This is a genomic window from Pseudoalteromonas sp. L23 (assembly GCF_021728455.1).
Lineage (GTDB): Bacteria > Pseudomonadota > Gammaproteobacteria > Enterobacterales > Alteromonadaceae > Pseudoalteromonas.
Window position 1 is genome coordinate 637288 of the sequence record NZ_JAKKCW010000001.1, and the last position, 25754, is coordinate 663041.

At 42.6% G+C, this 25754-nt stretch carries 19 protein-coding genes; 12 read left to right on the forward strand and 7 right to left on the reverse strand.

Annotation, left to right across the window (positions count from 1 at the left end):
- Positions 1 to 99 precede the first annotated feature (99 nt).
- The 3 genes from fahA (at position 100) to L3V43_RS02925 (ending at position 3071) form a co-directional block, all read left to right on the forward strand.
- Positions 100 to 1413, forward strand: a complete 1314-nt coding sequence (fahA, locus tag L3V43_RS02915) for a fumarylacetoacetase (RefSeq protein WP_235368905.1) — start codon at positions 100 to 102, stop codon at positions 1411 to 1413.
- Between the two features lie 223 nt (positions 1414 to 1636).
- A complete protein-coding gene (locus L3V43_RS02920; RefSeq protein ID WP_237123924.1) occupies positions 1637 to 2638 on the forward strand; it encodes a M23 family metallopeptidase in 1002 nt (333 codons plus the stop codon).
- Positions 2639 to 2675: 37 nt separating this feature from the next.
- Positions 2676 to 3071, forward strand: coding sequence for a polymer-forming cytoskeletal protein (locus L3V43_RS02925; protein ID WP_174169798.1), 396 nt, complete (start codon positions 2676 to 2678; stop codon positions 3069 to 3071).
- On the opposite strand, the gene L3V43_RS02930 is transcribed toward L3V43_RS02925, so the two are convergent.
- Positions 3068 to 3538, reverse strand: a complete 471-nt coding sequence (locus L3V43_RS02930; protein ID WP_235368903.1) for a hotdog fold domain-containing protein — start codon at positions 3536 to 3538, stop codon at positions 3068 to 3070. The two genes, L3V43_RS02925 and L3V43_RS02930, sit on opposite strands and share 4 nt — an antisense overlap.
- A gap of 163 nt (positions 3539 to 3701) precedes the next feature.
- Here L3V43_RS02930 and L3V43_RS02935 point away from each other — a divergent pair, with 163 nt between their 5' ends.
- The 3 genes from L3V43_RS02935 (at position 3702) to yghU (ending at position 8034) form a co-directional block, all read left to right on the forward strand.
- Positions 3702 to 4880 carry a multidrug effflux MFS transporter gene (locus L3V43_RS02935; protein ID WP_237115764.1) on the forward strand — a complete coding sequence of 393 codons (1179 nt, stop codon included), beginning with the start codon at positions 3702 to 3704 and terminating at the stop codon, positions 4878 to 4880.
- A gap of 241 nt (positions 4881 to 5121) precedes the next feature.
- Positions 5122 to 6954, forward strand: coding sequence for a S8 family serine peptidase (locus L3V43_RS02940; RefSeq protein WP_235368901.1), 1833 nt, complete (start codon positions 5122 to 5124; stop codon positions 6952 to 6954).
- Between the two features lie 207 nt (positions 6955 to 7161).
- A complete protein-coding gene (yghU, locus tag L3V43_RS02945; RefSeq protein ID WP_235368900.1) occupies positions 7162 to 8034 on the forward strand; it encodes a glutathione-dependent disulfide-bond oxidoreductase in 873 nt (290 codons plus the stop codon).
- A 525-nt stretch (positions 8035 to 8559) separates the two neighbouring features.
- Here yghU and L3V43_RS02950 read toward each other — a convergent pair.
- The gene (locus tag L3V43_RS02950; RefSeq protein WP_237115763.1) at positions 8560 to 9159 is read right to left on the reverse strand and encodes a glutathione S-transferase N-terminal domain-containing protein; all 600 of its coding nucleotides are present in this window, start codon (positions 9157 to 9159) and stop codon (positions 8560 to 8562) included.
- A 1263-nt stretch (positions 9160 to 10422) separates the two neighbouring features.
- On the opposite strand from L3V43_RS02950, the gene L3V43_RS02955 reads away from it, so the two are divergent.
- On the forward strand, positions 10423 to 11754 hold the full coding sequence (locus L3V43_RS02955) for a tetratricopeptide repeat protein (RefSeq protein WP_102057415.1): 1332 nt from the start codon (positions 10423 to 10425) through the stop codon (positions 11752 to 11754).
- Positions 11755 to 11837: 83 nt separating this feature from the next.
- On the forward strand, positions 11838 to 12407 hold the full coding sequence (gene yeiP / locus L3V43_RS02960) for an elongation factor P-like protein YeiP (protein WP_010606026.1): 570 nt from the start codon (positions 11838 to 11840) through the stop codon (positions 12405 to 12407).
- An 83-nt stretch (positions 12408 to 12490) separates the two neighbouring features.
- Here yeiP and L3V43_RS02965 read toward each other — a convergent pair whose 3' ends face one another.
- From L3V43_RS02965 to sixA, 5 genes are all read right to left on the reverse strand, one after another.
- Positions 12491 to 13330: a DNA ligase gene (locus tag L3V43_RS02965; RefSeq protein WP_010606025.1), complete on the reverse strand. Its 840-nt coding sequence runs from the start codon at positions 13328 to 13330 to the stop codon at positions 12491 to 12493.
- Positions 13331 to 13517: 187 nt separating this feature from the next.
- Positions 13518 to 14171: an HAD family phosphatase gene (locus tag L3V43_RS02970; protein ID WP_237115762.1), complete on the reverse strand. Its 654-nt coding sequence runs from the start codon at positions 14169 to 14171 to the stop codon at positions 13518 to 13520.
- Positions 14172 to 14198: 27 nt separating this feature from the next.
- Positions 14199 to 14498, reverse strand: coding sequence for a hypothetical protein (locus L3V43_RS02975; RefSeq protein ID WP_237115761.1), 300 nt, complete (start codon positions 14496 to 14498; stop codon positions 14199 to 14201).
- 83 nt (positions 14499 to 14581) lie between these two features.
- Positions 14582 to 16885, reverse strand: a complete 2304-nt coding sequence (locus L3V43_RS02980) for a TonB-dependent receptor (protein WP_227386888.1) — start codon at positions 16883 to 16885, stop codon at positions 14582 to 14584.
- 557 nt (positions 16886 to 17442) lie between these two features.
- Complete coding sequence (sixA, locus tag L3V43_RS02985) at positions 17443 to 17904, reverse strand: phosphohistidine phosphatase SixA (protein WP_102057418.1); 462 nt, start codon at positions 17902 to 17904, stop codon at positions 17443 to 17445.
- Between the two features lie 286 nt (positions 17905 to 18190).
- Between sixA and L3V43_RS02990 the strand changes: the two genes are divergently transcribed.
- The 4 genes from L3V43_RS02990 (at position 18191) to L3V43_RS03005 (ending at position 25741) form a co-directional block, all read left to right on the forward strand.
- Positions 18191 to 20860 carry an insulinase family protein gene (locus L3V43_RS02990; protein WP_102057419.1) on the forward strand — a complete coding sequence of 890 codons (2670 nt, stop codon included), beginning with the start codon at positions 18191 to 18193 and terminating at the stop codon, positions 20858 to 20860.
- A 264-nt stretch (positions 20861 to 21124) separates the two neighbouring features.
- The gene (locus tag L3V43_RS02995) at positions 21125 to 23362 is read left to right on the forward strand and encodes a bifunctional diguanylate cyclase/phosphodiesterase (protein ID WP_102057420.1); all 2238 of its coding nucleotides are present in this window, start codon (positions 21125 to 21127) and stop codon (positions 23360 to 23362) included.
- 822 nt (positions 23363 to 24184) lie between these two features.
- A complete protein-coding gene (locus tag L3V43_RS03000) occupies positions 24185 to 24580 on the forward strand; it encodes an MmcQ/YjbR family DNA-binding protein (protein WP_010606018.1) in 396 nt (131 codons plus the stop codon).
- A 150-nt stretch (positions 24581 to 24730) separates the two neighbouring features.
- Positions 24731 to 25741, forward strand: coding sequence for an ATP-dependent 6-phosphofructokinase (locus L3V43_RS03005; protein WP_237115760.1), 1011 nt, complete (start codon positions 24731 to 24733; stop codon positions 25739 to 25741).
- Positions 25742 to 25754: the final 13 nt, after the last annotated feature.

Genomic DNA, 25754 nt, shown 5'->3' on the forward strand with positions numbered 1-25754 from the left:
CGATAGCTGCTTTTTGTGGTTTATCAAATTGCTATTACGACTTGAGTTTTTCACTTTTGACCATAACTCAAGTTGAAAGCCAAAATTAAAGGAAAGGCAATGTCTCAAATTAATGAAACACACGACATCCAATTAACAAGTTGGGTAGCTAGTGCGAATGCGACTGGAACTGATTTCCCTATTCAAAACTTACCTTTTGCAATATTCCGTCGTAAGAACAGTAACGAAGAATTTCGCGGCGGTGTTGCGATTGGCGATCAAGTACTAGACCTTGGCGCAGTTGTTGACGCTAACCTATTTTCAGGTGACGCTGCTAAGGCCGCCGAAGCTGCAAATGCCCCAGCATTAAATGAATTTATGGGAATGGGCCAGCAGTACTGGTCAGCACTTCGACTTGCCCTGTCTCGTGCATTACGTGAAGGTTCTGAACTGCAATCAAGCCTTGAAGGTGCATTGGTTGCACAGGATGACGTAGAATACGCTCTACCTTGCCACATTGGCGATTACACTGACTTTTATACCTCAATCTACCATGCAACAGCGGTAGGTAGCCTGTTCCGTCCTGATAACCCGCTGCTACCAAACTACAAGTGGGTACCAATCGGTTACCATGGCCGTGCATCGTCTATTGATGTATCAGGTCAAACTTTCCCTCGCCCTAAAGGCCAAACCAAAGCACCAGATGCAGATACACCGTCATTTGGTCCTTGTAAGCGTCTAGACTACGAATTAGAGCTAGGTATTTACTTAGGTAAAGGTAATGAACTTGGCGACTCTATCGCAATTAAAGACGCTGAAGATCACGTTTTTGGTTTTTGTTTATTCAATGACTGGTCTGCACGTGACTTGCAAGCATGGGAATATCAACCATTAGGTCCATTCCTTGCGAAAAACTTTGCTTCAACGGTTTCTCCTTGGGTTGTGACCACAGAAGCACTTGCACCATACCGTACTCAATGGCACCGTGATGAAAACGATCCACAACCACTGGAATACTTAGAATCAACGCAAAACCGCGAGTCTGGTGCTATTGATATTCGTATGGATGTCTTACTAGAGACTGAAAAAATGCGTAGCGAAGGCGCTAAACCAAGCAAACTGTCTGAATCCAGCTTCAAGCACAGCTATTGGACGGTTGCGCAAATGGTTACACACCACACAGTGAACGGCTGTAACTTCCTACCAGGCGATATGTTAGGCTCAGGCACGCAGTCTGGTCCTGAGCATGTAGAAGCGGGTTCATTACTCGAACTATCACGCGGCGGCAAAGAAACTATCACGCTTGCAAACGGCGAAGAGCGTAAGTTCCTAGAAGATGGCGATAAAGTGATTATGCGCGGTTGGTGTGAAGCCCAAGGCTATAACCGTATCGGTTTTGGCTGTGTTGAAGGCACTGTACTTCCAGCAAAATAATCGCAATTACTCGTGCGTTAATCGCAATTTTATTTACTTTTAAATCAAAGGCATGATGATTTCATGCCTTTTTTTAGTTCTAAAAACTGGAAATTTGACTAAAAATTGTTAGAGTGTAGCGCTGATTTAAATCTGAGGTTGAATGTTGCAAGTACTCAAGCGCCTATATCTAAAGCTGTTTAAGCCGACTCAATTAATTGTTCGTCAAGACGCAACTGTCAAGATGTTAAAATTACCATCTTGGGTTCAAGCTTGCTCGATTTTGATTTTGCTCGCTGTCGCTATGTGGATAGCCAATACCTCACTCAAATTACAAGAAAACGGTGACCAGCTTACTAAAGAGCAACAAAACTTAGCGCAGCTGCAAGCCAAGTGGCAAACAGAAAAATCACAGCTTCAAGCGCAATTAGCACAGCAAAAAGGCATGCTTGACCAACTGTCACAGCAGCACAGTGTGCTTGAGTCATTGGTTGACTCGACTCAAACAACTGATAACAGCGCGGTGGAAGGCGAGCTAGAAGAAACACCAACAGACCTTAACAGCTCACAACCAAGTACCACAACCGAATTTGCTCCACAAGCCAGTCTCCTACTCATCCAACAACGACAGCTCAGCGAACAACTTGGGCAATCGTTCAGCGCTGACATTGCCGCGATGCAAGAATCCATCGACAGTGCGGGATTACAACTATCATCTGACTTCTCAGAAGCGCAAGGTGGCCCCTACTTCCAAGCCGACTTAGAATTGGTAGAAGCCAACTTTATTAATGCCATTGACCAATACGCAGTTTATGCGCAGTTAGCGACTATGATTGGCCAACTGCCAGATACATTGCCTGTCGCTCAGGAGAAATATTATGTCTCTAGTGCTTTTGGTTTTCGTAAAGACCCAATCACTGGCCGCCGTGCCTATCATAAAGGTATCGATCTCGCAGGTTGGCACAAAACACAGATAGTAGCCCCCGCTTCTGGTACTGTTAAACGAGCTGGGAAAAATGGCGGCTATGGCAACTTTATTGAAATTGAACACGCAAATGACATCACCACACGCTACGGCCACCTTCACACCATCAAGGTAAAAAAAGGCCAGCAAATCAATAAAGGTGACGTAATTGCACTAATGGGCAGCACAGGAAGAAGTACAGCGACGCACTTGCACTATGAAGTGATTCAAGGTAAAAAACACCTAAACCCAATTAAAATCGCTCGTGCATTCAATAAGTAACATCTAATTGCAATTACGCTGCGATAGTGAGGCATTCGTGTTTAATTCTTTTAAAAACCAACGAAACGACGTCCCAGCCATTATTGCTCAAAGCACTAAAGTCACGGGCGATATTGTCTGTGAAGGTGAGCTGCAATTAGATGGTACCGTCCATGGTAACCTCGACATCGAAAAACTAATCATCGGCAATAAAGGTTTAGTACAAGGTAATATCCAAGCCAATGAACTGACGATATTAGGCAAAGTGGAAGGTGATATTCATGCCAAACAAGTCACGCTGCTTCCTAGCGCTCAAGTGTTTGGCAATATCGAACACGAGACCTTAACGATTGAAGCTGGTGCGCATGTCGATGGTAAACTGACGCACCGTAACGAGCGAACCAATAACGTCACGGCAATTGACCCTACCGGTGATCAAACCATAAACAATTAAGATCTTTTCGCGCTGATATACATGTTAATGTCGGCGTGAAATACTTTCTCTCCCGCAGTATTAAAAACTTCCACCGGTACAACTAGCTCTTCTTTATCTTGCCATGTTCGCGGATATTCTATTTGCGCCACAGCATGCAGATCGGTCTCAGCTCTAGCTAAATATTGCACTGACATCCCCTTTGGGATCCAGCGATGGGTTTTATGGTCGATGGTTGCGTCTGTCATGACTCCAGCACACAACTCCGCAAGATTACACTGAGCAATAGCGTGAACCGTACCTATGTGGTTATGAATGGCTTTACGGTTACGAATTGTGGCCCTACAAACGCCGGGCTTCAATTGTGTGATTTTAGGCTTAATGGTGCCAAAGTAAGGAGCCTTACGACATACCGCCTTACTGAACATCCATTTACCAAATGGCAACCAACTCATCCTTTTATAAATTTTTAAAAGTGGTGCAGACATAAGATTTTTCTAAAATGATTTTGCTTAAAATTAACACATCTGACCAGTTAATCAACCGTCTGCCATTCTCAGCGAATAAAATATCTTAAAAATTTGCTAAATCGGCGCTTTGTCCTGTCTTTTCTCATTCTCCACAATACAATAACGGCCAAAAGGAGACGCCATGACCCAATCAAATTCAAAAGCACTGATTTTTATTCTCGCTTTACTTGTTATCTTTTGCCCTTTAGGTATCGATCTCTATCTACCTGCGTTTGTGGACATGCAGTCCAGCCTTCAAGTATCAGAAAGTCAAATTCAGCAAACCGTGAGTATTTATATGTTAGCTGTGGGTCTTGGACAATTGATAGCAGGTCCGCTTGCGGATAAATACGGCCGTAAGCCGGTTGCACTGGTTGGAATCATTTTGTTTGCGCTTGGCGCCGTGATGGCAAGCACAGTCTCCACTTGGCCACTCATGATGGTAGCTCGAGTGTTACAAGGCCTAGGCGCTTGTGCCACATTCGTCAGCGCTTTTGCTATTGTTCGTGATAGCTTTGGACACAAAGGCAGTGGCCAAATGATCACTTACCTCAACGGTATTGTATGTTTTATCCCAGCGTTAGCACCTATTTTAGGTGCGTGGCTCACTGTCGAATTTGGCTGGCAGAGTAATTTTAGCTTTTTGTTTGGTTTTGCTATTGTTGGTCTCATCTTGGTTTCTCTTATCTATAAAGAGACTCGCCCCGAAGATACACATTACAGCGGTCATATCCTAGATTTGAGACGTTTTAAGCCGATGCTCAGTAGCACGACTTTCATTTACAATGCCGCCTTAGCGATGCTTGGTATGGCTGCAATGCTGGTATTTGTGATTTCAGCTCCGGGGTGGATCATGGCAAAAATGGGTGGCAGTGTTTCCGACTTCACGTTTTGGTTTACCGGCAATGCGGCGCTGAGTATTGTCGCAAGTTTCATTGCGCCCCACTTCATCAAGCGCAATAGCCAGAAGTCGCTTACCTTTGGCCTCGCCGTTTTTAGCTTTAGCGGCCTGTTGTTACTGGCTTTGCCACAAACTGAAATAGCGCATTTTGTACTGCCTATGTATATGGCGTCAGTCGGCTTTGCATTTACGATTGGAGCCGCGGCTGGTAAAGCGTTATCTGGGTTTGCGAAACAAGCAGGGACGGCTTCAGCGTTGATTGGGGTATTACAGATGAGTGGCGCGGGGGTACTTGCAACCATGACGCAACCACTGGCATTGGATGCCCCGATGCAACTCGCGTTGCACTTACTACTCGCATTACCTTTCTTACTGCTGCTGGCTACGAAGCATCGCCACCAGCTTCACAGTGCAGCTTAATTGTAATTGATATAATAGCAATTATCAGTACAGTTCCTTTATTAATAACTACGGTGTATGGTTAGACGTCCTGTCATAACCATACATTATATTAAAGTAATTAAATATTCTTATTAATTCCACAAATCTGCATAATTTACTCTTTACGAGTTCTTGTTATTGGTTATATGCTAATCAGCGTTAAGAAGTTGTTAGTTTTTATTAACAACAATATTCACGCAATGTAACTGAGAAAATAACAATGAAATTAAACAAGTTAACTGGGGCACTACTCATCGCTGGCGCTTGCGCTATGGCACAAGCACAGGCATCTGACGATCGATACATCATTCAGGTCGACAATTCGAAAAAAGGCGTCGTAAAAGCACTTGCTAAAAAGCTTGGCGCTGAGCTGCATGTTGATGGCGATGGCTTCTTTGCTGCAACTTTTACTGGCAAAGATCTTAGTCAAGTAAAAGGCTTATTAAACAACCCACACATCAAACTCGTTGAAGCAGACCAAAAGCGTTACCCACTGGGGATTTATAACGACGACGCAGGTAACCCAATGCAGCAACAGGTTACGCCTTATGCTGTGTACCAATCACAAGCAAATCAACTTACTTTCGATGCGAACGCTGGCATGAAAGTATGTGTGATTGACTCAGGTCTTGACCAATCAAACCCTGACTTCATTTGGGGTAATATCACCGGTGATAATGACAGCGGCACAGGTAATTGGTATGAAAATGGTGGCCCACACGGCACACACGTGGCTGGTACTATCGGTGCTGCTGACAATAATATTGGTGTTATCGGCATGGCTCCTGGCGTGCCAATGCACATTATTAAAGTATTTAACGCAGAAGGCTGGGGCTACTCTTCTGACCTTGCTCACGCAGCAAACCTATGCTCACAAGCAGGTGCAAACATCATCAATATGAGTTTGGGTGGTGGTGGCTCAAACAATACAGAATCAAACGCATTTGAAAACTTCCGTAATGCTGGTGGCTTAGTGGTTGCGGCAGCTGGTAACGATGGCAACAATGTTCGTTCATATCCTGCTGGCTATCCTTCAGTAATGATGATCGGTGCAAACGATGCAGATAATCAAATTGCAGACTTTTCTCAGTATCCAAGCTGTACTTCTGGCCGTGGAAAACGCGCGACTAACGACGAGCATATTTGTGTAGAGGTAACTGCAGGCGGTGTTGATACACTTTCAACTTACCCAGCAGACATGGCGACTTCTTCAAGCATGACCGCTGACGGCGCGGCGTTTGCAAGTTCAGCAATGGAAAACAGTGGTAACGCGTCAGGCTCGCTTTACTTTATGGGCACCGCTGAAGCAACTGATGGCGCTGCAAACGGTAAGGTGTGCCTAATTGACCGTGGTAATATTTCATTCCACGATAAAGTAGCAAACTGTGAAGCATCTGGTGGTATCGGCGCGATTATCGTAAATAATGAGGCTGGCATGCTATACGGCACTTTAGGTGATACTAACAGCACATCAATCCCAGCGGTTGGCGCTGCATTTGAAGATCGCACTGCGTTGATGGCCGCTACAAACGCGAATATCAGCATTGGTACGAGTGATTATGGCTTAATGAGCGGCACGTCAATGGCAACTCCTGCTGTTGCTGGTCTTGCTGCATTGGTATGGTCTAACCACCCAGAGTGTACTGGTGAAGAAATCCGTAGTGCATTAAAAGCAACCGCAGCAGATGCTGGCGCTGTAGGTAAAGACGTGTACTTTGGTTACGGTATCGTTAAAGCAGCAGATGCAAGCGCTTACTTAACCGCTAATGGCTGTGCTGGCGGTGGTTCAGGTGACGGTGATAACACAACGAGCGTTGAGCTTTCAGCTTCAGGTTATAAGCAAAAAGGTAACAGTTATGTTGACTTAAGCTGGAACGGTGCAAGCACGTCACAAGTCGATATTTATCGTAACGGTAGTAAAATTGTCACAACTAGCAATGATAATAGTCATACAGACAGCATCAGTGTTAAAGGCGGCGGTACTTACGGCTACCAAGTGTGCGAACAAGGTAGCACTGCGGCCTGTTCAGCAACACAAACTGTTGTGTTTTAACTCCCAACCAACCAATTCAAGAATGCCGGTCTTTTGATCGGCATTTTTTATTCTACTACTCTCCCCCATCTTTTGTTGATAGCTTGTTCGGATCTCTCTTAAGATCTGGATAAAACGGGTAAACCTGTGACCACAGAAATTTGTTCATTTCCATTTCACTTCTACACTCTATAATGGATTTGGACAGTCACAGAAGGAGTTCATGAAATGAGTACATCGGGTTATACACCACCTAAAGTTTGGCAGTGGCCATGGCAAAGTGGCGATGGTAGTAAATTCGCGAATATCAACCGCCCTACTGCAGGCGCAAGATTCGAAAAGTCCCTACCGCAAGGCAAACACCCGTTACAACTCTACTCCCTCGCGACCCCAAACGGCGTGAAAGTGACTATCTTGCTAGAAGAGCTTTTAGCTGCCGGGGTAAAAGAAGCAGAATATGATGCCTTTTTAATTAATATCATGGAAGGTGAACAATTTAGCTCAGGGTTTGTTGCACTTAATCCAAATTCTAAGATCCCCGCGTTATTAGATACCAGCACCAAGGAACCTACCAAAATCTTTGAATCTGGCTCAATTTTGCTTTATTTAGCTGAAAAGTTTCAAAAGTTCATTCCTCAGGATCCTACAAAACGCACAGAGTGCCTCAACTGGTTATTTTGGCAAATGGGGGCTGCGCCACTACTTGGTGGTGGATTTGGTCACTTCTATGCCTACGCACCCGAGCACTACGAGTATCCAATCAACCGCTACACGATGGAGGTGAAGCGCCAACTGGACTTACTAAATCAACATTTAGCCACAAGAGAATATATTTGTGGCGATGAATACACTATCGCTGATATGGCAATCTGGCCGTGGTATGGCGTGCTAGCCCAAGGGCACCTATACGATGCGGCAGAGTTTTTAGACGTCAATGGCTATGAACACGTGATCCGCTGGGCTGGACTCATCGCCTCAAGAGAAGCGGTCAAACGTGGAAAAATGGTAAATAAAACATGGGGAGAACCTCATGAGCAGCTGCATGAAAGACACGACGCCAGCGACTTTGAAACCAGCACCCAAGACAAACTAGAACCATAACCTTACCTTGGTTTAATTCTTAGTTTAACAAGGGTTAGCCTTGTCTATCGGGTTTGATTAATCAGATTTAATCAAACCCGGTTGTCTGTGTATCAGAAAAGAATAGTGTTAGTTATTTTATGCTTAAGAACAAAACGGTATTCGACGATGAACGTTTTTTAAAAAGCTAAGTCGTACAATGGGGTGAGCTCAACACCTAACTAGAGAAGCACGAAAAACCATGCATTATTTGTGTTTTTGTCAGTAATAGCTGAATTTTACAGGTAAGTGTTGTCGAAGTAATAAGCTCTTTGGCCTTGATTAGACACCCAACTGGTGCGCATTTATTTAAGCAATGAATTTAATCGTTTACACCTTAGCTGAGCCTTTAACTAACTGGACGAATGAGCCATCCCCTTGAGTAGTGCAAGATTAAGGTTAACCGATGAATGTCTAGTGGCCCTAAACGATAAGTTGTATCGACTGATTTAGGCAGCGATGAGATCGCAATAAGAGATTACGGCGTAACGCCCCTATATGTGTTTGTTATGCGCCTTTCCAGACTTTCGCCGACTGGATCGCTTTTTCTAACACTGGCCAACTCAACATGCTCGCTTGATACTCTCCCGCCTTACCGTTAAATGTAATTCCGTAACTTTTCAACCTAAACGCTAGGATTGAATAAAATGCATCTACAGCACTGGCAGATTCAAACATAAACGGAAGTTTGGCTGAACCAAAAATCTCTTCGACTCTTCCTAACTCGCGATTGAAAGCATCACCAATATTTTGCAGGGGAGCCACTGAAACTAAAGTGAAAGGACAGGCATTTCTGAGGTTAACAAACCCAGAATGTAGCTCTGAGCAGAAACTCCTTGCAACAGCCCTTTCAGTACGAGCTTTGGGGTATAGTGTACCTTCTGACAGTTCATTAAAATACTCAGCAATAGCAAGCGAGTCATGAACCTTCAAGTCTTCGTCGATTAGTAGAGGAACTAATCCCGTATCAGAAACCTTACCCAACGAATCACAATAGTCTGTCTTGGCTAAGTCAATCACATTTACGTCAAAATCGACATTTGCGATTTGACCACATATCCAGGCTCTCAAAGACCATGTCGAATCAGTACCAACGATTAACTGCATTAACTTGAACCTCCATTGCGCAAATTTTAAGTCGAATAACACTTTAGTATTTATGCGACACGCAGTTTGTGTTGCATAATCGCTTGTTGGACTGAGCTGCTACCTGCTCGGTGTGACAGAGTTGGTGTTGTTTATGCTATGGGAATTTGCTTTTTAGAGACATTAGCCAAATCATTTGGTTTGAACAGCTAATCTATTATTAATTAAGCTTTCCCTGCATCGCTCAGCGCTTATTGTGTCTTCATTACACCTAAATTTACCTTAATAATCAATTATATTTTTTAGCGTACAGAGGCCGCTAGCCTGAGCAATTAAGCAGGTTAACTAATTGATTTTACACATCAGTCCTAATCAAGCATCCCCTCCTTGGTTAATATCAAAGCGCATCCATGCGCTCCTCGTTCATTCTTTTGAAACGACGCAAAAGAACGAACCAAGAAAACGTCGCCCCAGCATCACACTCAATCCTCAAACCCTAAGCCGATATAGTGCAACCGTCTTGTAAGGCACGTCCGTGTGCCAGACAAGACTTGGCCGACATCCTGTCGGCACATTGCATATCAACTTATGCTTTTCGGGTGTGATGGAGGGGAAATCGCGCTGTTTGTTAGTTCTGGTTTTATTTCCTGAAGCAGCTAAGTCGCTTACAAGCACCACAAGAATTTATCAGCGCCTTGTGTCTCCCTCATCACACCCGAAAGTAAATTGCCAATGAGTCATTTCAACGCATGGATGCGTGAAAAGCGGTGACAGGGACAGGGATGTCCCTTACACAGCGGTGACGTTCATATTGGCAATTTACTTGAGGAGTCAGTGTGATGTTGGGAGTGCCCTTTCTTTTGCTTACTTGTTCTTTGGGCATCAAAGAAAAGTATGTCGTAGCCCATGGATGGGCGTCGAAATCCGTCAGGAGGACAATAAACCAACACTGCGGTGACGTTCATATTGGCAATTTACTTGAGGAGTCAGTGTGATGTTGGGAGTGCCCTTTCTTTTGCATACTTGTTCTTTGGGCATCAAAGAAAAGTATGTCGTAGCCCATGGATGGGCGTCGAAACCTGTCAGGAGGACAACAAACCAACACAGCGAGATTCTATACCTCCCAAAACAAAATCTTAACAATTCAGTGATGTAGATTTCGCCAGAACCCTGTATTATAAGCCAGTTAAAAGCTTTGGAACGGGTGCGCCTGTAATTGAAGCGAATGGATACTAAAATCAATAACTGTGCTTATGGAACTTTTTGCGCGAATGGAATGATATTATGATCAAGAAAACCGCCATCATCATTGCAATATTGGCTGCTATTAGCGGCTGTAAATCGCTGGTTTATAAAGGTAATAAACTTTACGAAGCAGGAATGTACCGCCAAGCTGCTGAATACTATTCACAAGCACTCGCGGAAGACCCTGAGGATCTTGAAGCGAAACAAGGTTTAACACTGGCGCGAGATAAGCTTATAGATAAAGGTCTTATCGATGTCCGTATGCTGCGTTTGGCAAATAACTACACCGCAGCTGCAACTAGGCTAGAAGAAATCGTAAAAAACCAAGCTCAATGGCAAATGAAACCGAATGGCGCAATGGCAAATACCCAAAGAGAAGAGCTGGATTACGTGAGGCAATGGCTACTCGACGAAGCCCGCTCGCTATCAAACACGCCCTATCCCGACAAGTTTAAGCTGTTTGAACATAATTATCGCCATCTGATCAGCAATGCGCAATTAGCAAGCGCCATGAGCACCCACTATGACACGCTAAGAACGCAAGCGCAGAAAAAGTGTGATGAAATTGCAGGACAAGTCAGCGGACAGCGCTTCTATTTAAAAAGTTTTACAGAAAAATACTGTTTAGCGTGGCAAACTCCAAAGCGTTTACGTGTAGATAACCAAGATAAAAGTCGTTATTTTGCAATGAACATAAGAGATCGTGTTGATATTGGCTTGCGCTTTGGCAACTCAATCAGAGGACAATACAGTGCATTTATCTCAAGCCTAAATACGGCATTTAATAATAGCCTCTGGTTTGATAGCGAAGGCAGTAAACAGCTTTCATTAGAACTATACGTTGATGCGGACTATTACCGCAATAGCAACCAATATATTCAGCGTAAGCATTATCAGCAGGAAGTTGAACGACCAGACCCAAATAATTCAAATAACACACACACTGTCGAAGTCACACGAGAATTTACTTACCCGGTGACCATCTATGATGAGAAATTTGATATCAACGTTAATTATGAGGCGAGTTTAGCCCATCGTTATATCAAAGGTAGTGCAAGCGATAGTAAGCATAATAAAACACGTGCACATCAGGCTGATTTTGAGCAACTTGATATCACCCCGCTGTCTCCCGACTTTCTTAATCTTTCACAGATAACAGAAAAGACCTTTGACGAATTACTCAAAAAGTTCTCTCAAGATCTTACGCTGACTTGGAAGCAAAATTACTGTGGACAGGCACTTGGCACCAATAAAGGTGAAAATATTCTACGCTGTGCCAAGCTTGAGCCCGAGCATGATTATATCAACCGTTGGTTTGACCAGCACTTTGGGATCAAGTACTCAGATATGACGACTTTATACGGTATTTAAAGCTTAGAATGAGTTTTGAAACTCGCCAAAAAGCCGAAAAATGATTATATTGTGCCAACTTTATTTGTATTAGGAATTAAGCTATGCCAAAGGCAAGTGAAATAAAAAAACATGCCGCGATCGAGTATAACGGCCGCGTAATGATTGTTCGTGACATTGAGCGCTCAGTACCACAAGGTCGCGCTGGTGGTAGCCTATACCGTATGCGTATGTACGATGTAGTAGATAACTCTAAAGTAGATGAAACTTTTAAAGCGGAAGAGATGCTGACACTTGCAGATCTTAACCGCCGCCCTGCAATGCTTTCATATGTAGATGGTGATGAATATGTGTTTATGGATGATGAAGATTACACGCCATACCACCTAAATAAAGAGTCTATTGCTGAGCAATTGCTATTTATCGATGAATCAACTAAAGGTTTATCTATCGTCGTAGTTCAAGGCATGCCTGTTTCTATCGACTTGCCTTCAAGCGTAGAGCTTGTGATTGAAGATACTTCACCTTCAATCAAAGGTGCATCTGCAAGTGCTAGAACAAAGCCAGCGACATTAACGACAGGCCTTGTTGTTCAAGTTCCTGAGCATATTTCAAGCGGTGATAAAATTAAGATCAACACTGCTGAATCTAAGTTCATGGGCCGTGCAGAATAACTCCATTGCACTTTTGATAGCGAGCCGTAGTGCTCGCTAGCGTCTAAAAATCCCCAAGTTTTCTTTGCAGCAGTAGTGCCATTCTATAATTTTGGCCTTACTCTTAAAAATCGCGCGAAACGCGGTTTACCAAACTTAGTATATCCTTGATATCGATAGGTAATTTGGCTACCAATCGGTGGTGGTGATGCGCGCTCTTCGTCGCTAAACCCCGACCCAACTTTAAACTCCATACCTTGTTCATCTCTCACCAATAGCGATCCCATCATCCCTTGGTACTTTCCCTTACCGGGTAAATGCTTAATCACGATGGCTTCGTCATCAAGGTACGGCTTGTATTTTAGTACGTTGGTTGTTCTTCCATCTTCGTGCTTGGCATTTTTAGCATGCAAAATAACCCCTTCACCGCCTCGCTTTAAGACACCATGATAATAGTCGTTTAGCTCATCAACGGAGCCAAATGATAGCTGCTTGACGGGTTTAATGTGTGATAACTCAATATGGCTTAGTAGGCTTAAGTAACGCTCATGACGCTGAGAGAATATTTCTGTAGAATTTGGCGCATCAAATACATAATAAGTCACTTGACGCCAGTGTTCATTATTAGGCGAATGGCGTCTTGCTATCGCGCTCACAAAAGCGAAGTTATTGTACCCAGCCCACAACTCACCGTCTAACCATGTATCAGGTAGCCCTTGCGTAAACCAGTCTGGCGCCTTAATTAAGTGACCGCCACGCGTACGCAGTTGCGAGCCATCCCAAATGGCCCTAACACCATCGAATTTTTCACTAACAAGATAATTAGAAATATCTTCGTCGCCTTGATATACCGAAGCGAGCTGGATTTTTGTGTGGGTTTCATTTCCATAAAGGAGATTGGAAAAACCTAATAATAGACAGAACAAGAATGGTACATATCGCATAGCATAATCCTTTGCAGTGGATAGTTAAGACCAGTGCCCTGTACTAATACCGATTGGCATACTCTTGAGCCGTTTAGAGTCACTGATATCAAAAGTTAACAAATTTCATGCTTAAAGATTGCATAAGAATCGACGTTTGTAAAATCGAATAGCTTTGACTAACAGTCCCTGTTTATACCAATTGCTATTACCTTTCAGGGCAAAGCCAGTCAAAAACCGCTTCGAGATCGATAAATGAATGATCAGCAAGACTTAAATCTTGTTTATTAGAGTGTATATTTGGTACGACAACCGCAGTTAACCCAGCTTCCTTGGCGGAGGTTAGTCCTGTGCAGGTGTCTTCTATTGCCACCGCTTCGTGTGGCGCAATGTTTAGCGCAGCGAGCGCCTTGCGATAAGGTTCTGGATGAGGCTTCGGCTGTTCGACATCGTCTTTGCACACAATGACAGAAAATAACTCTAATAACCGATAGTGTTGTAAAACAGGAAGCGCTTCCGCTTTGCTACTTCCTGTTACGAGTGCGATTGGACAACGTATTGAGGTTAATTCAACGACTTGCTTTGCAAAATGCATCAATCTAGGGAGAACTTCCGCAGCAGTTGCGACAAAGACGACATTTTTTTCATCACATAAATCGAGGGCAGAAGGCGCAAGTTGGTGTCTTTCTTTGAGTATATGCGCGGCTTTAAGCGTTGGTACACCCGAAAACTCATCACAAAAGTCATGCTCCGTATAAGTAATCTGATACGGGGCTAACACCTTCATCCAACTTTGGTAATGGAGTGCTTCTGAGTCAACTAATGTACCGTCAAAATCAAATAAAACTGCCCGAAAACGCATTTACACTCCTTAAATTGGTTGTATTAATTAACCATTGATCCCTGCTGGTGGCTCAGCTGTGGCTTCTTCACCGCTATCAACTTCAACTAATGTATAGCCTCGTGGCTGTCTAATCACTTTTAGAACTGGCTTATCGAAAGCTGACTTCAGTCTATCAGCGTCCGCTTGCAACTCATCCATCGAACGACCAAAGGGTGCAGCCCCCGTTTCAGACCAATTCGTTACCTTACCATTTAAGTTATATTCCACTTCATGGATTTGATATAAAGCCGCTTCGTCTTTTGTTGCTTCACAATATATCACTCGATAATTCCAAAAACCTGACATATCCACTCCTAACATAAAAATTTCATTAAAAAGCCCGCTTAATGCGGGCTTTAGATACTCTATTATAATCACTGTAGCGTGAATTAGAAGAATTTCACCTTGAATTCAGCACCAATGAAGCGCGCTTCATTTAGCATACCTGTGTTGTTATTGAAATCTACACCACCGATAACCACTTGCTCGTCAAATAGATTACGAACAAAAGCAGATACTTCATATTCGTTATCGCCTTCAGACCACATATAACCAGCACGAAGACCTGTTTCAAACAAGGCTTCGCCTTCAAATTCTACTGATTTGTATAAGAAGAAGTCTACTTCACTACGGTAAGACATATCACCATATACAAAGAACTCGCCACCTTCTAACTCTTTGGTGTAGCGAAGTGTTGCGTTTGCGATCCACTCAGGAGCGTGAGGTAGGCTATTACCATCCAAAATTGCTCGGGCCTCTGGGCCGTTAGCGCCCTCAACCATATAGGTCGGATCTGTAACGGTACACTGTGCACAAACCGCAACTGCTAAGTTTTTATCTTCCAACTCAGTTTTGTTATAGCTTAGGTTAAACGTTGCATTTAGCTCGTCAGTTAACACCCACTCTGTATCAAGTTCGAAACCATAACCTGTTGTTTTATCAGCATTCACTAAGCGGTTGAAGTTTGAGCCGCCACCTACAGCCGTTAGCTGTTGGTCGTCCATCTGATAGTAAAATACCGTCGCGTTTACACGACCTTGGCCATCAAGTACGTCTGACTTAATACCAGCTTCAATCGAGTTGGTAGTTTCTGACTTAGCAACAGTTACTTCATCACCGAACAAAATACGGCCTTGAACACTTGGAGCACGGAAGCCGTTAGCAAGACGACCAAACAAGTTTACGTCATCAGTTAGCTTGTAAGTGGCACTTAAATCCCAGCTTACATGGCTATCGCTTGGGTTAGCGGTACCATCAAGTACATCAGGAGAGCCATTCCAAGGTGTTGGGTTTTTAGTACGTTTAGCGTAAAACTCTTTCTCATCGTCAGAATAACGCAAACCAGCTGTTACTTTTAAGTCATCAGATACGGTGTAATCAAAAGAGCCGAATACCGCCCATGCTGATGTATCTTGATCTTGGTAAGCGTAACCGTTTTGCACGCCATACTGGGCATACGCAGCATCATAGCCATTCGTATCGAAGCTATAGCTTTCAATCATGAGATCTTCTTCAAATAAGAAGAGACCTACCTGATAGTTATAGTCGCCTGAAAAGTTGCTTGATAAACGAAGTTCTTGCGTATACTGGTTGTGCTCAGGAATAACATCAGCTGTTTCAGAAGTGAAAATAATCAAACCAGGACCTGAAACGCCAGCATTATTTGGGCCGTAACCACCGTCAACGTCTGCACGAGAATAGATTTCAGCACTTTCCCAAGCTGTAATTGACGTTACAGTATGCTCAGGTAAATCCCACTCAAGCTTTAGACTCAAACCTTGAGTTTCAACCTGTTGCGTTGAGCGAGAGGCTGCATCGTGATATACCACATCGTTGTCATACAATGGGTTAATGTTGTTTGTGCCAGCTTCAATTAAATTTGCGCGAAATGCAATTGGGCGACCATCTAAATCACGGTAGTGGTAGTTAAGTAGGCCGTTAAAATCATCGCCTTCATATAGGAATTGAACACGAACGGCTTGCTCGCTGTAACCACCTAGAGAATCTTCTTTTTCGAAACCCGGCGCTTTTACATCGATATAGTCTTCTTGTTCCTGCCACAATGCAGAAATACGCGTTGATACACGGTCAGTTACTGAGCCGCCTACTGCGCCTTCAAAGTCTACCGCACCGCGGCTACCATAAGAAACAGCAGCATAGCCATCAAACTCTTGGCTTGGTCTAACTGTGTCAAATTTAACAAGACCTGCTGGCGTATTGCGACCAAATAGCGTGCCCTGAGGACCACGTAATACTTCAATACGTGCAATATCGAATACAGGGAAGCCTTTTAGAATAGGGTTTTCTTGAACCACTTCATCAACAACCAAAGATACAGGTTGAGAAGCATTTAGATCGAAGTCTGTGTTACCTAATCCACGTACGTAAAAACGTGGGAAAGTACGACCAAACGAAGATTCTACCGATAAACTTGGGATCTTCGCATTCATAAAGCGAATGTCCATACCCGCTGAGCTGTAAGCATTCAAGTTATCACCTTGGAGCGCTGAAACAGACACAGGTACTTCTTGTGCGTTTTCAACACGTTTACGTGCGGTAATTTGAATAACTTCTAGTTGATTTTTTTTGGCTTGCTCTTCTTCAGCAAGTGCAGAAAATGAAGTACCTGCCACAGCAGAGAACAACGTAGCATTAATAAGGGTAGCTAACGTAGATCTTTTCATTGCTTTCATGTTGGTTTTCGACCTTTTAGTGCACTCTTTGTTCAACGGTTTAAAATTTGGGCGCCGTTTCACTTAGGCGTGAACGTTCAATTTTTCGCGATTTGAATATAATAACGCGGACCTTACAGTCGAGAGTGCGATACAACTTTGTAAGGCTGAACGAGACGGCGGTAATTATAGCAGGTAATTTCTACTTTGCTTTATAAACCGAACTAAAAAATCAATTTTTTTGCAACTTTCAGCGACGTTAGCTGACAGTTTACAACATTTAGCAACAAAAAACACAAAAAAGCGGACAATTGTCCTTTAAACTTAATAGTATATAAGTTCCAAAAAACCACCTTTACCGATAACAGAACCATAACACAGCGGTCGAAACTGTGCCGGTTACCTAAACAATACAAATTTGCGCCCAAACAAACGTATTGGCCATATCGGAAACCATGATTGCAATGCCAATGATATGACACCGGTGTAATGATAAAGTTCAAACAAAATTAAAAAGAGGACATTAGACCGATTAAAGGGAAGTTTTAGCCTTTCTATGCCAATTATGAATAAAAAGCTTAAGGTAACTGCATTGATGTAAATTCGGCGCGTCCAGTCTGTTCATTGTATTCAATTATAGCTACAGCAGCAGTCGAGAAGATAGGCATCGTATCAGGACACAAACGATCGACTAAATAGCTGACAATCGGCATATGTGCAACCAAAATCCAAGTTTGATATACGGGATACATAGACATAAGCGTTTCTAGATAATCGATAGCTGTGTGTGCTGAACCACTCGGCACTATGTCTGAACAGGTTTCAATAAATTTGGGAGTTTGAGGTGCAAGTACTTGCTCCGCTGTTTGTTGTGCTCTGACGAAGGGGCTTACAAGCGCAGCATCTATCTCAAAGTATTGTTTCAACCACTCGCCTACATCCTTGGCTTGCTGTAGCCCCTGTTCGGTTAAGTTTCTACTCGCATCATCAGCCTGCATAGGTTCAGCCTCACCATGACGCATTATTAAGATAGTCTTCATACTGTTCAGCACCTTCTATTTATATCATCCTACATATATTTACTTAAGCGCGATGAGATCCGCATTTAAACTATTGTCGCTAATGGTCTTTCCCTTTTGTACCACTCACAACATCGGATCTTATGCTTGCTGACTTCTCAATATATGCAGCTGGATATTATTTTCTTCTAAACCGGTAGCTATCTCACTGGTTTGTTCGCTATATTAAAACAAATGAAGGATTAACATGAAATGAAATTCTAATTACCTTCAGTTATCTTTTAACTAATTTATCGGCAGCAGCATATTGAAACTGAGTAATAATGATAGTCGGCAGTACCAATTACTAACACTGGACAATGGTCTTAGAGTCTTGTTGATCAATGACGATTCAACCGCTAAGTGCGCCGTATCATTAACCGTTAATGTTGGTCACTTTGACGATCCTGAAGATCGCCAAGGGATGGCACACTTTTTAGAACATATGCTGTTTCTTGGTACTGTTGAACACCCTGACTCTGGTGGGTTTTCTCAATTTATTAGTCAATATGGTGGTCAAAGCAACGCATGGACAGGTACTGAGCATTCAAGCTATTACTTTGACTGTGACGCCGAACGATTAGATGAAGCATTAGCGCGTTTTAGCCAATTCTTTGTATCTCCTTTATTGAGTGATAGCGACACAGAAAAAGAACGAGAGGCGATTGACGCTGAGTTTAAAATGAAAGTCAAAGATGATGGCCGTCGCATCTATCAAGTTCATAAAGAAACCATCAATCCTAAACACCCATTCGCCAAGTTTTCTGTTGGTACGCGAGACACTCTCGCGGATCGTAATGGCAATATAGCCCGTGAATTACGCGCATTTTTTAATAAGTATTATAAAGCTCAGTGGATGACACTAGTTGTTGCCGGACCACAACCGTTGACAACCTTGGAATCCTACAGTTTACCGTTTGCGAAAATAATTGGCTCCAAAGAAGAAAAACCAGCGATACAAGTTCCGATGTATCGTGAATGCGACTTGCAATTAGAGTTAAAAATCAAACCCCGAAAGCATATGCAAAAACTTATTGTCAGTTTTGCTATGCCCAACCCTACAGATTTATACCGCCATAAGAGTGTGAGCTTTTTAGCCCATTTGTTAGGGTATGAAGGTAAAGGCTCGCTGTACTCTATCCTCAAGTCACAAGGTTGGATCAATGCACTATCGGCTGGTGGTGGGATCACGGGTAGTAATTTCAGAGACTTTAACATCAGTTTTGCACTTACCGATGAAGGGATTGAATACTATGAAGACATAGTGGAAATGCTATTCGAGTACATAGCTTTAATTAAGCAAAATACCGCCGCACTACCACGCCTTTACCAAGACAAAAGTACTTTACTGGATATCGCGTTCGATAACCAAGAAGTTGGCCGCATGTTAGACTGGGTAAATTCAATCAGCGTTAATATGCACCACTATGAGGAAGAAGATTTTCTCTATGGTGATTATCGCATGGATGGCTTTTCTCAAGAGCAACACGAAAAACTACTGATGCATTTGTGCCCTACCAATATGCGCCTTGTGCTTATCCACCCTAATGTAGAGGTAAATAAAAAGGCCAAGTGGTACAACACGCCATATAGTGTCTCGCCGATAGCTACAGACTGGATTGAGTCTCTTTATAATGTGCATATGCCTTTGCCACAAATGTCACTGCCATTGATTAATCCATACCTTAGCGCGAAAAATCCACTTCATGATATAGAGAGCGAGCAAGATACGCCGATCCGCCTTGCTGATCAGCCTGGATTTGAATTTTGGTTTAAACAAGATCTGACTTTTAGAGTTACCAAGGGGCATTTTTATCTCGAAATAGACTCCGCCCCGTCCGTCACCTGTCATAAACATATGGCACTATCTCGCCTGTTTGCCGATCTCTTTATGGATGCTGTTGCAGAGCGTTTTTATAGCGCAGAATTGGCAGGCCTTAGTTATCATATTAATTCTCATCAAGGAGGCTTAACCCTGCACACTGCAGGACTTACAGGTAATCAAATTACCTTGGTTTTAGAGCTAGTCGAGGCGCTACTGAACCAACCTATCCATGCAGCTCGCTTTGCAGAATATAAAAAGCAACTTATCCGCCACTGGAAAAATCACAATAAGAATAAACCAGTGAGCGAACTATTTAGCAGACTTGGGGCTCACTTGATGCCATGGAATCCAAGTCCTGAAGATTTAGCCAGCGCACTTAAAAGTGCCAGCTTTAACGAATTTCAATTATTCAGAAAGCAGTTTTTTTCAGCCATTCACGTCAAAGCTTTTATGCATGGTAATTGGCAACTAAAACATGCTGAAAAATTAAAAACATCAGTACACGGGCTGTTTTCAAGCAGCGAAATCTTGGAAGATCTGAAACGTCCCTTAAACGAGTTGACGCAACTAACGGAACAACATATCGAACGTGAAGGCAGTGATTATGCCTTCATTGAATATTTTCAATCACGTACCGATTCTGTTGAAGAAAAAGTCACCATGATGGCGGTTAATAACCTCATAAATCAAGATTACTTTGAACAGTTAAGAACGAAGGAACAACTTGGTTATTTGGTTGGCGCTGGATATGCACCATTCAATACACGTGCGGGTATCGCTTTTTATATTCAATCCCCCAACTTTGATAGTAAACACCTACTTACAAGGCATGCTAGATTTCTTAAACAATTTGCAAAGCAATTACATCAGTTAGATGAGAAAAGTTGGCAGCGCTCTAAAGAAAGCTTGTTGTTACATATTTCGGAGCAAGACAAAAACCTGAGGCTAAGAGCGCAGCGTTTGTGGATTTCAATTACCAATGACTTTCACCAGTTTGATATGCAACAAAGATTAATCCAAGCTTTGGCCGATTTGGAACTAGAAGACATCCTTGCCTATATAGATAAGATGCTAGAGCCAAATGCTCCACGATTGATTTTAAAGTGCAATTAATGCTTTAGTGTAAGCAAGGAGCGCTTATCAAGTTTTCAGATACCTAATAAGACTTTCCTCACCTAGCGCATCCATATAAGTCTCAACTGAAGCTCAAAAAATGCGCAACCATATTCGTTAGCGCAATGAATTTCATCTGAAACTTTGTTTCGCTGTTGTGAAAAACCGCAATTAACCTGAATTTACCCTTAATCAACGTTTTCCTTTTGACTACTACAATGGCTTGATTTAGATTAGAGATTGCAGTTATGAATTACGCATAATATGAGCCTAAAAATAAAAACAATAACAATCAATGCACTACTTTTATCACTGACTCCGCATGTAACTTACGCCAGTGAAGCAAGTGTATTAACTGGTGCCCAGTTAGCCTGGCTTGTACCATGCGTGATTGCTCTGCTCAGCATTCCTTACTTAGTTTGGTCGAATCACCAACTCAAAAAGTCCACTCTTCAACTTAAGCACTCAGAACAACGATTTAAAAGTACGATTGAAGGCAGTGGCGATACACTATGGGACTGGAATATTCAATCAGGTGAGATTGTTCGGATCAACGACAAATACGGCATGAACTCTGCCAAGCCTGGCGGCATCATCCCCAACCAGCATAGGATCCATCCGCAAGACCTATTAATCGTTGAAAAGCTGATGAAACAGCATTTCGCAGAAAAGACACCTTTCTTTGAAGCAAGCTATCGTATTAAAGATGAACTAGGTCAGTATCATTGGGTGTTAGACCGAGGCAAAATTATCGAGAAAGATGCCAACCTCAACCCCTTAAGAATGACAGGTACGGTTCGCGATATTAGTCACTTCAAGAGTACCGAAGAAAGGTTAAATCTGTTTGCAAAATGTGTTGAATCACTTACTGACGCAATCGCAATTTACGACAAACATTATAATTTAGTCGACCTAAATCCAAGCTACTTGAAGCTATTTGGTGGTCAACGGGAACATTATCTGAATAAGCACTTTAACTTACCGGGTTATGATCAGAAGTTTGTCGCCCAAGTAAAAGCTCAGCTAAAGCAAACAGAGCATTGGCAAGAAGAACTCAAACTTCGTAATGCAGCAGACGTACTCTTGCCTATAGAAATTACGATTGACGAGATTAAAAATAATCACGGCCAGATCAGCAACTATGTGGTTGTTTACTCAGATTTAACCGAACGTAAGAAAGCAGAATCACAACTCCACAATTTATCAAATCGCGATCGTACGACAGGTCTCCCCAATCGCAACCTGTTCTTTACCAATCTACAAAAGCTATCGTTACAAGGGGCGCATCATGCCCTACTTGTCTTCGACTTAGATAACTTTAAAAAGATCAACGATTCGCTGGGCCACCAGTTAGGTGATACGCTACTAGCAAAACTAGCAATGCGGCTAAATAAACTTGCTCGCCAACAAGATACCTTTTACCGGCTGGGTGGTGATGAGTTTGCATTGGTAATTTCAGGCACCAATGATATTCACACTATTACACGTACTGCAAAACAGTTTCTAGCTGCGATTGCTACGCCTTTTAAAATTGCTAACCACGAGTTAGTGATCACCTCTTCTGTTGGGATTGTACTATGCCCTGAAGATGGTAAGTCTCCTGAAAGCCTGCTGAAAAATGCAGATACCGCTATGTATCATGCCAAGCAAAAGGGTAACCATTATTTATTCTTTAATGATTCAATGAATGAGCAAGCGGTTAAACGTCTGCAAATAGAAAACTTAATGCGTTATGGCCTCAAAGAGGATCACTTTGTTGTCTACTATCAGCCAAAAATGAACATTAAAACCGGCGAACTGGTTGGTATGGAAGCGTTAGTACGTTTCATTACCCCAAAAAAGGGGGTGATAAGTCCTGGTGTATTTATCCCCATCGCAGAAGAAACTGGACAGATCATCGAAATTGGAGAGGTCGTTTTAGACAAAGCATGCCGTGATGTGAAGCGCTGGATTGATAAAGGATTGTTTAATGGCAGAGTTGCGGTGAATTTATCAGCAAAACAGTTTAGCTTGCCGGATTTGACCACTCGTATCGACATTATCTTGCAAAAAAATCAACTTCCTTCTTATTTTCTTGAGTTAGAAATCACAGAAGGAACGGTGATGGACGATCCAAAAGAAGCAATTTCGATAATGCGCTCCCTCAGTGCTAGAGGAATACACTTAGCCATGGATGACTTTGGTACTGGTTATTCATCACTGGCTTATCTCAAGCAATTTCCACTGAATACACTCAAGGTCGATAAAGCATTTATCGATGACATGGGTAACGAGCGCGGCAGAAACATGGTGGACTCTATTGTCACTATCGCGCACAACTTAGACCTTCATGTTGTCGCAGAAGGTGTTGAAAATGAAGAGCAACTCAATATTTTAGAACAGTTAAACTGCCAAACAGTTCAGGGCTATTACTATTCAAAACCGCTTTCAAGCAATGAATTTGAGCAATTTTTAAAGCAACACACCCCGAGTGAAAAACCAAACCTACAGCTCGTACAATAGCCTTATTTCATTTGACCTAACTACGTTTATGCTTTCCAACTAACTAAATTTGCGCATCGACGCATCCACGCTCTGCGATAGTGCACTCGAAAAAGAACCAGCGCCGCGGGACCTGCCACTAAAGCCAAACTTAACCAGCGTTTTCTCGGCATTCCAGTCCACAGAGTTTGAAGATACATTGCCATCGCACATAAAGCTGAAATAATTCCAAAAGCCACTGATACACCTCGGTTTTTTAATTCAAAAAGAAAACTAAAACATTCTTTATTGGGAAAGAAACATCACATTTCGATACTATTTACTAATGCGGGCGATGAGTCTACACAACGTTCAATATTTAATCAATGAAGAAATTATTGTTGCATATTTTTGTATTATTTAATTTAATAGCGGACTGTTTAGAGGTATAGCATTGCACAAGGGGTGTTATGCCGTAACTTTCCTAATTTGGGAAATAGAGACAAGTGGGAAATTTTTTACGGTCAAATGCCAATGATTTCCTAGCTTAGTCCACTTAGGTTATGAGTGTATTTTTAGCGTACTGTGTTGAGCAGACTTTGTCCTTAACTGGAAATTAAAAGTTAGCTTTTCTAATATTGTAGACGACTGAAATTTTAGTGCTTTTACACACTGTACTTATTTTAATCGTCAACTGTGAGTTAAACCGATATAAAACGGTCAGTTATTCAATAATTGTCTGCGTTATAACGCCATAGTATAGACTTTCTGATAGTTTTTACTGATAGACGATTACAGTATTATCACAAGAGCTGCTAAACTTACTCTCATGTAGTATTAACTGTTACTTCAAGGACACGGGCTATGGATCAGAAAAGCGTACATGAATATTTGCAGGCCAAGCCTGCAACCTTTATCACTAAGCCTTTTGCGCAAGACGTAGATGTGTACAAAGTTCAACATAAAATGTTTGCAACTCTGACTGAGGGGAAAGAGGGGCAAGTAAATGAAAATGGTGAACCTGTTTGGTGGTTAAATGTAAAATGCGACCCTGACGAAGCATTATTGCTTAGAGATAAGTATTCGTCTGTTGTGCCAGGTTATCACATGAATAAGCGTCTTTGGAATACAGTCATCTTAGATGGCACTATTCCAGAAGACGAAATAAAGAAAATGATTGATGATTCTTATCAAATCGTCGTGGATAACCTACCGACCGCACAACGTGAAGAACTTGCTAGCAAAGTCACGCAACGTTAATTAAAACGGCATTTAGGTAAACCTAAATGCCGTTTTACCTTTCTATATATATCCTCGCACTTAATCTCTATATTTAATGTCGATCAACTTGTCTTCAAATCACTCTGATAGTATACAAAAAGAATAACCAAGCAATGTTAGAGTGACGACATGACGAAAAGGATAGCAGTATTGACAAGTGGCGGTGATGCGCCGGGGATGAACTCAGCGATTAGAGCTATCACGTTAAGTGCCCTGAGGTCTGGATTTCAGTGCTTTGGCTTTTTTCATGGTTACAATGGTCTAATTAATCAAGAGTACACCGAGCTAAGTGCGGTTTCCGTCACCGATATCACCCAACTTGGTGGCACAATTCTAAAAAGTGCCCGCTGCCCTGCGATGCTAGAACCCTCAGGCGTGCTGCAAGCAGCAAATGCCCTGAGAAAGCTCCATATTGACGTACTTATTGTGATTGGTGGTGACGGCTCGTTTAGGGGAATGCAGGCGCTGGCAGCTCACTGGCAAGGTCAGCTAATTGGTATTCCCGGTACTATAGATAACGACCTTTCAGGGTGTGACAACACCATTGGTTTTTCCACAGCCATCAATACTGCCACCTCTGCAATAGATAAAATCCGCGATACCGCAAATGCCTTTGAACGGGTTTTTATCACCGAGGTGATGGGTCGCCATAACGGACATATTGCTTACCATGTAGGCATAGCGACAGGTGCTGAGGCTATCATTTCATTTGAAAATTGCACGGTAGAGAATACCTCTCAGGTCTTAGCTCATCTCAAAAATGCCATAGAGCAACAACATCAACACGGTAGCTTTTTGATAATACTGGCCGAAAATTTATGGCCAGGCGGCGCTCAAGCGCTTAAGACAGAGTTAAATAGCAAGGACGATATTAATTGTGCACTTTGCGTGTTAGGCCATATTCAACGAGGTGGGGCACCATCTGTTGAAGATAGAATGCTCGCCACGGAATTAGGAGTAGCGGCCGTGGAAGTGATTAATGGTAGCATCAAACCAAACACTGATGTTGCGACGCCCGTTATGGTAGGAAAAATACATGGTGCAATTGTAATTACTGAAGTAGAGAAAGTGCTGAATATGGATAAACCAGTATCACAGGAATGGGTACAACGTTATCGGCATTACCTCGCCGAGCAATAAAAGCAGTGAGAGT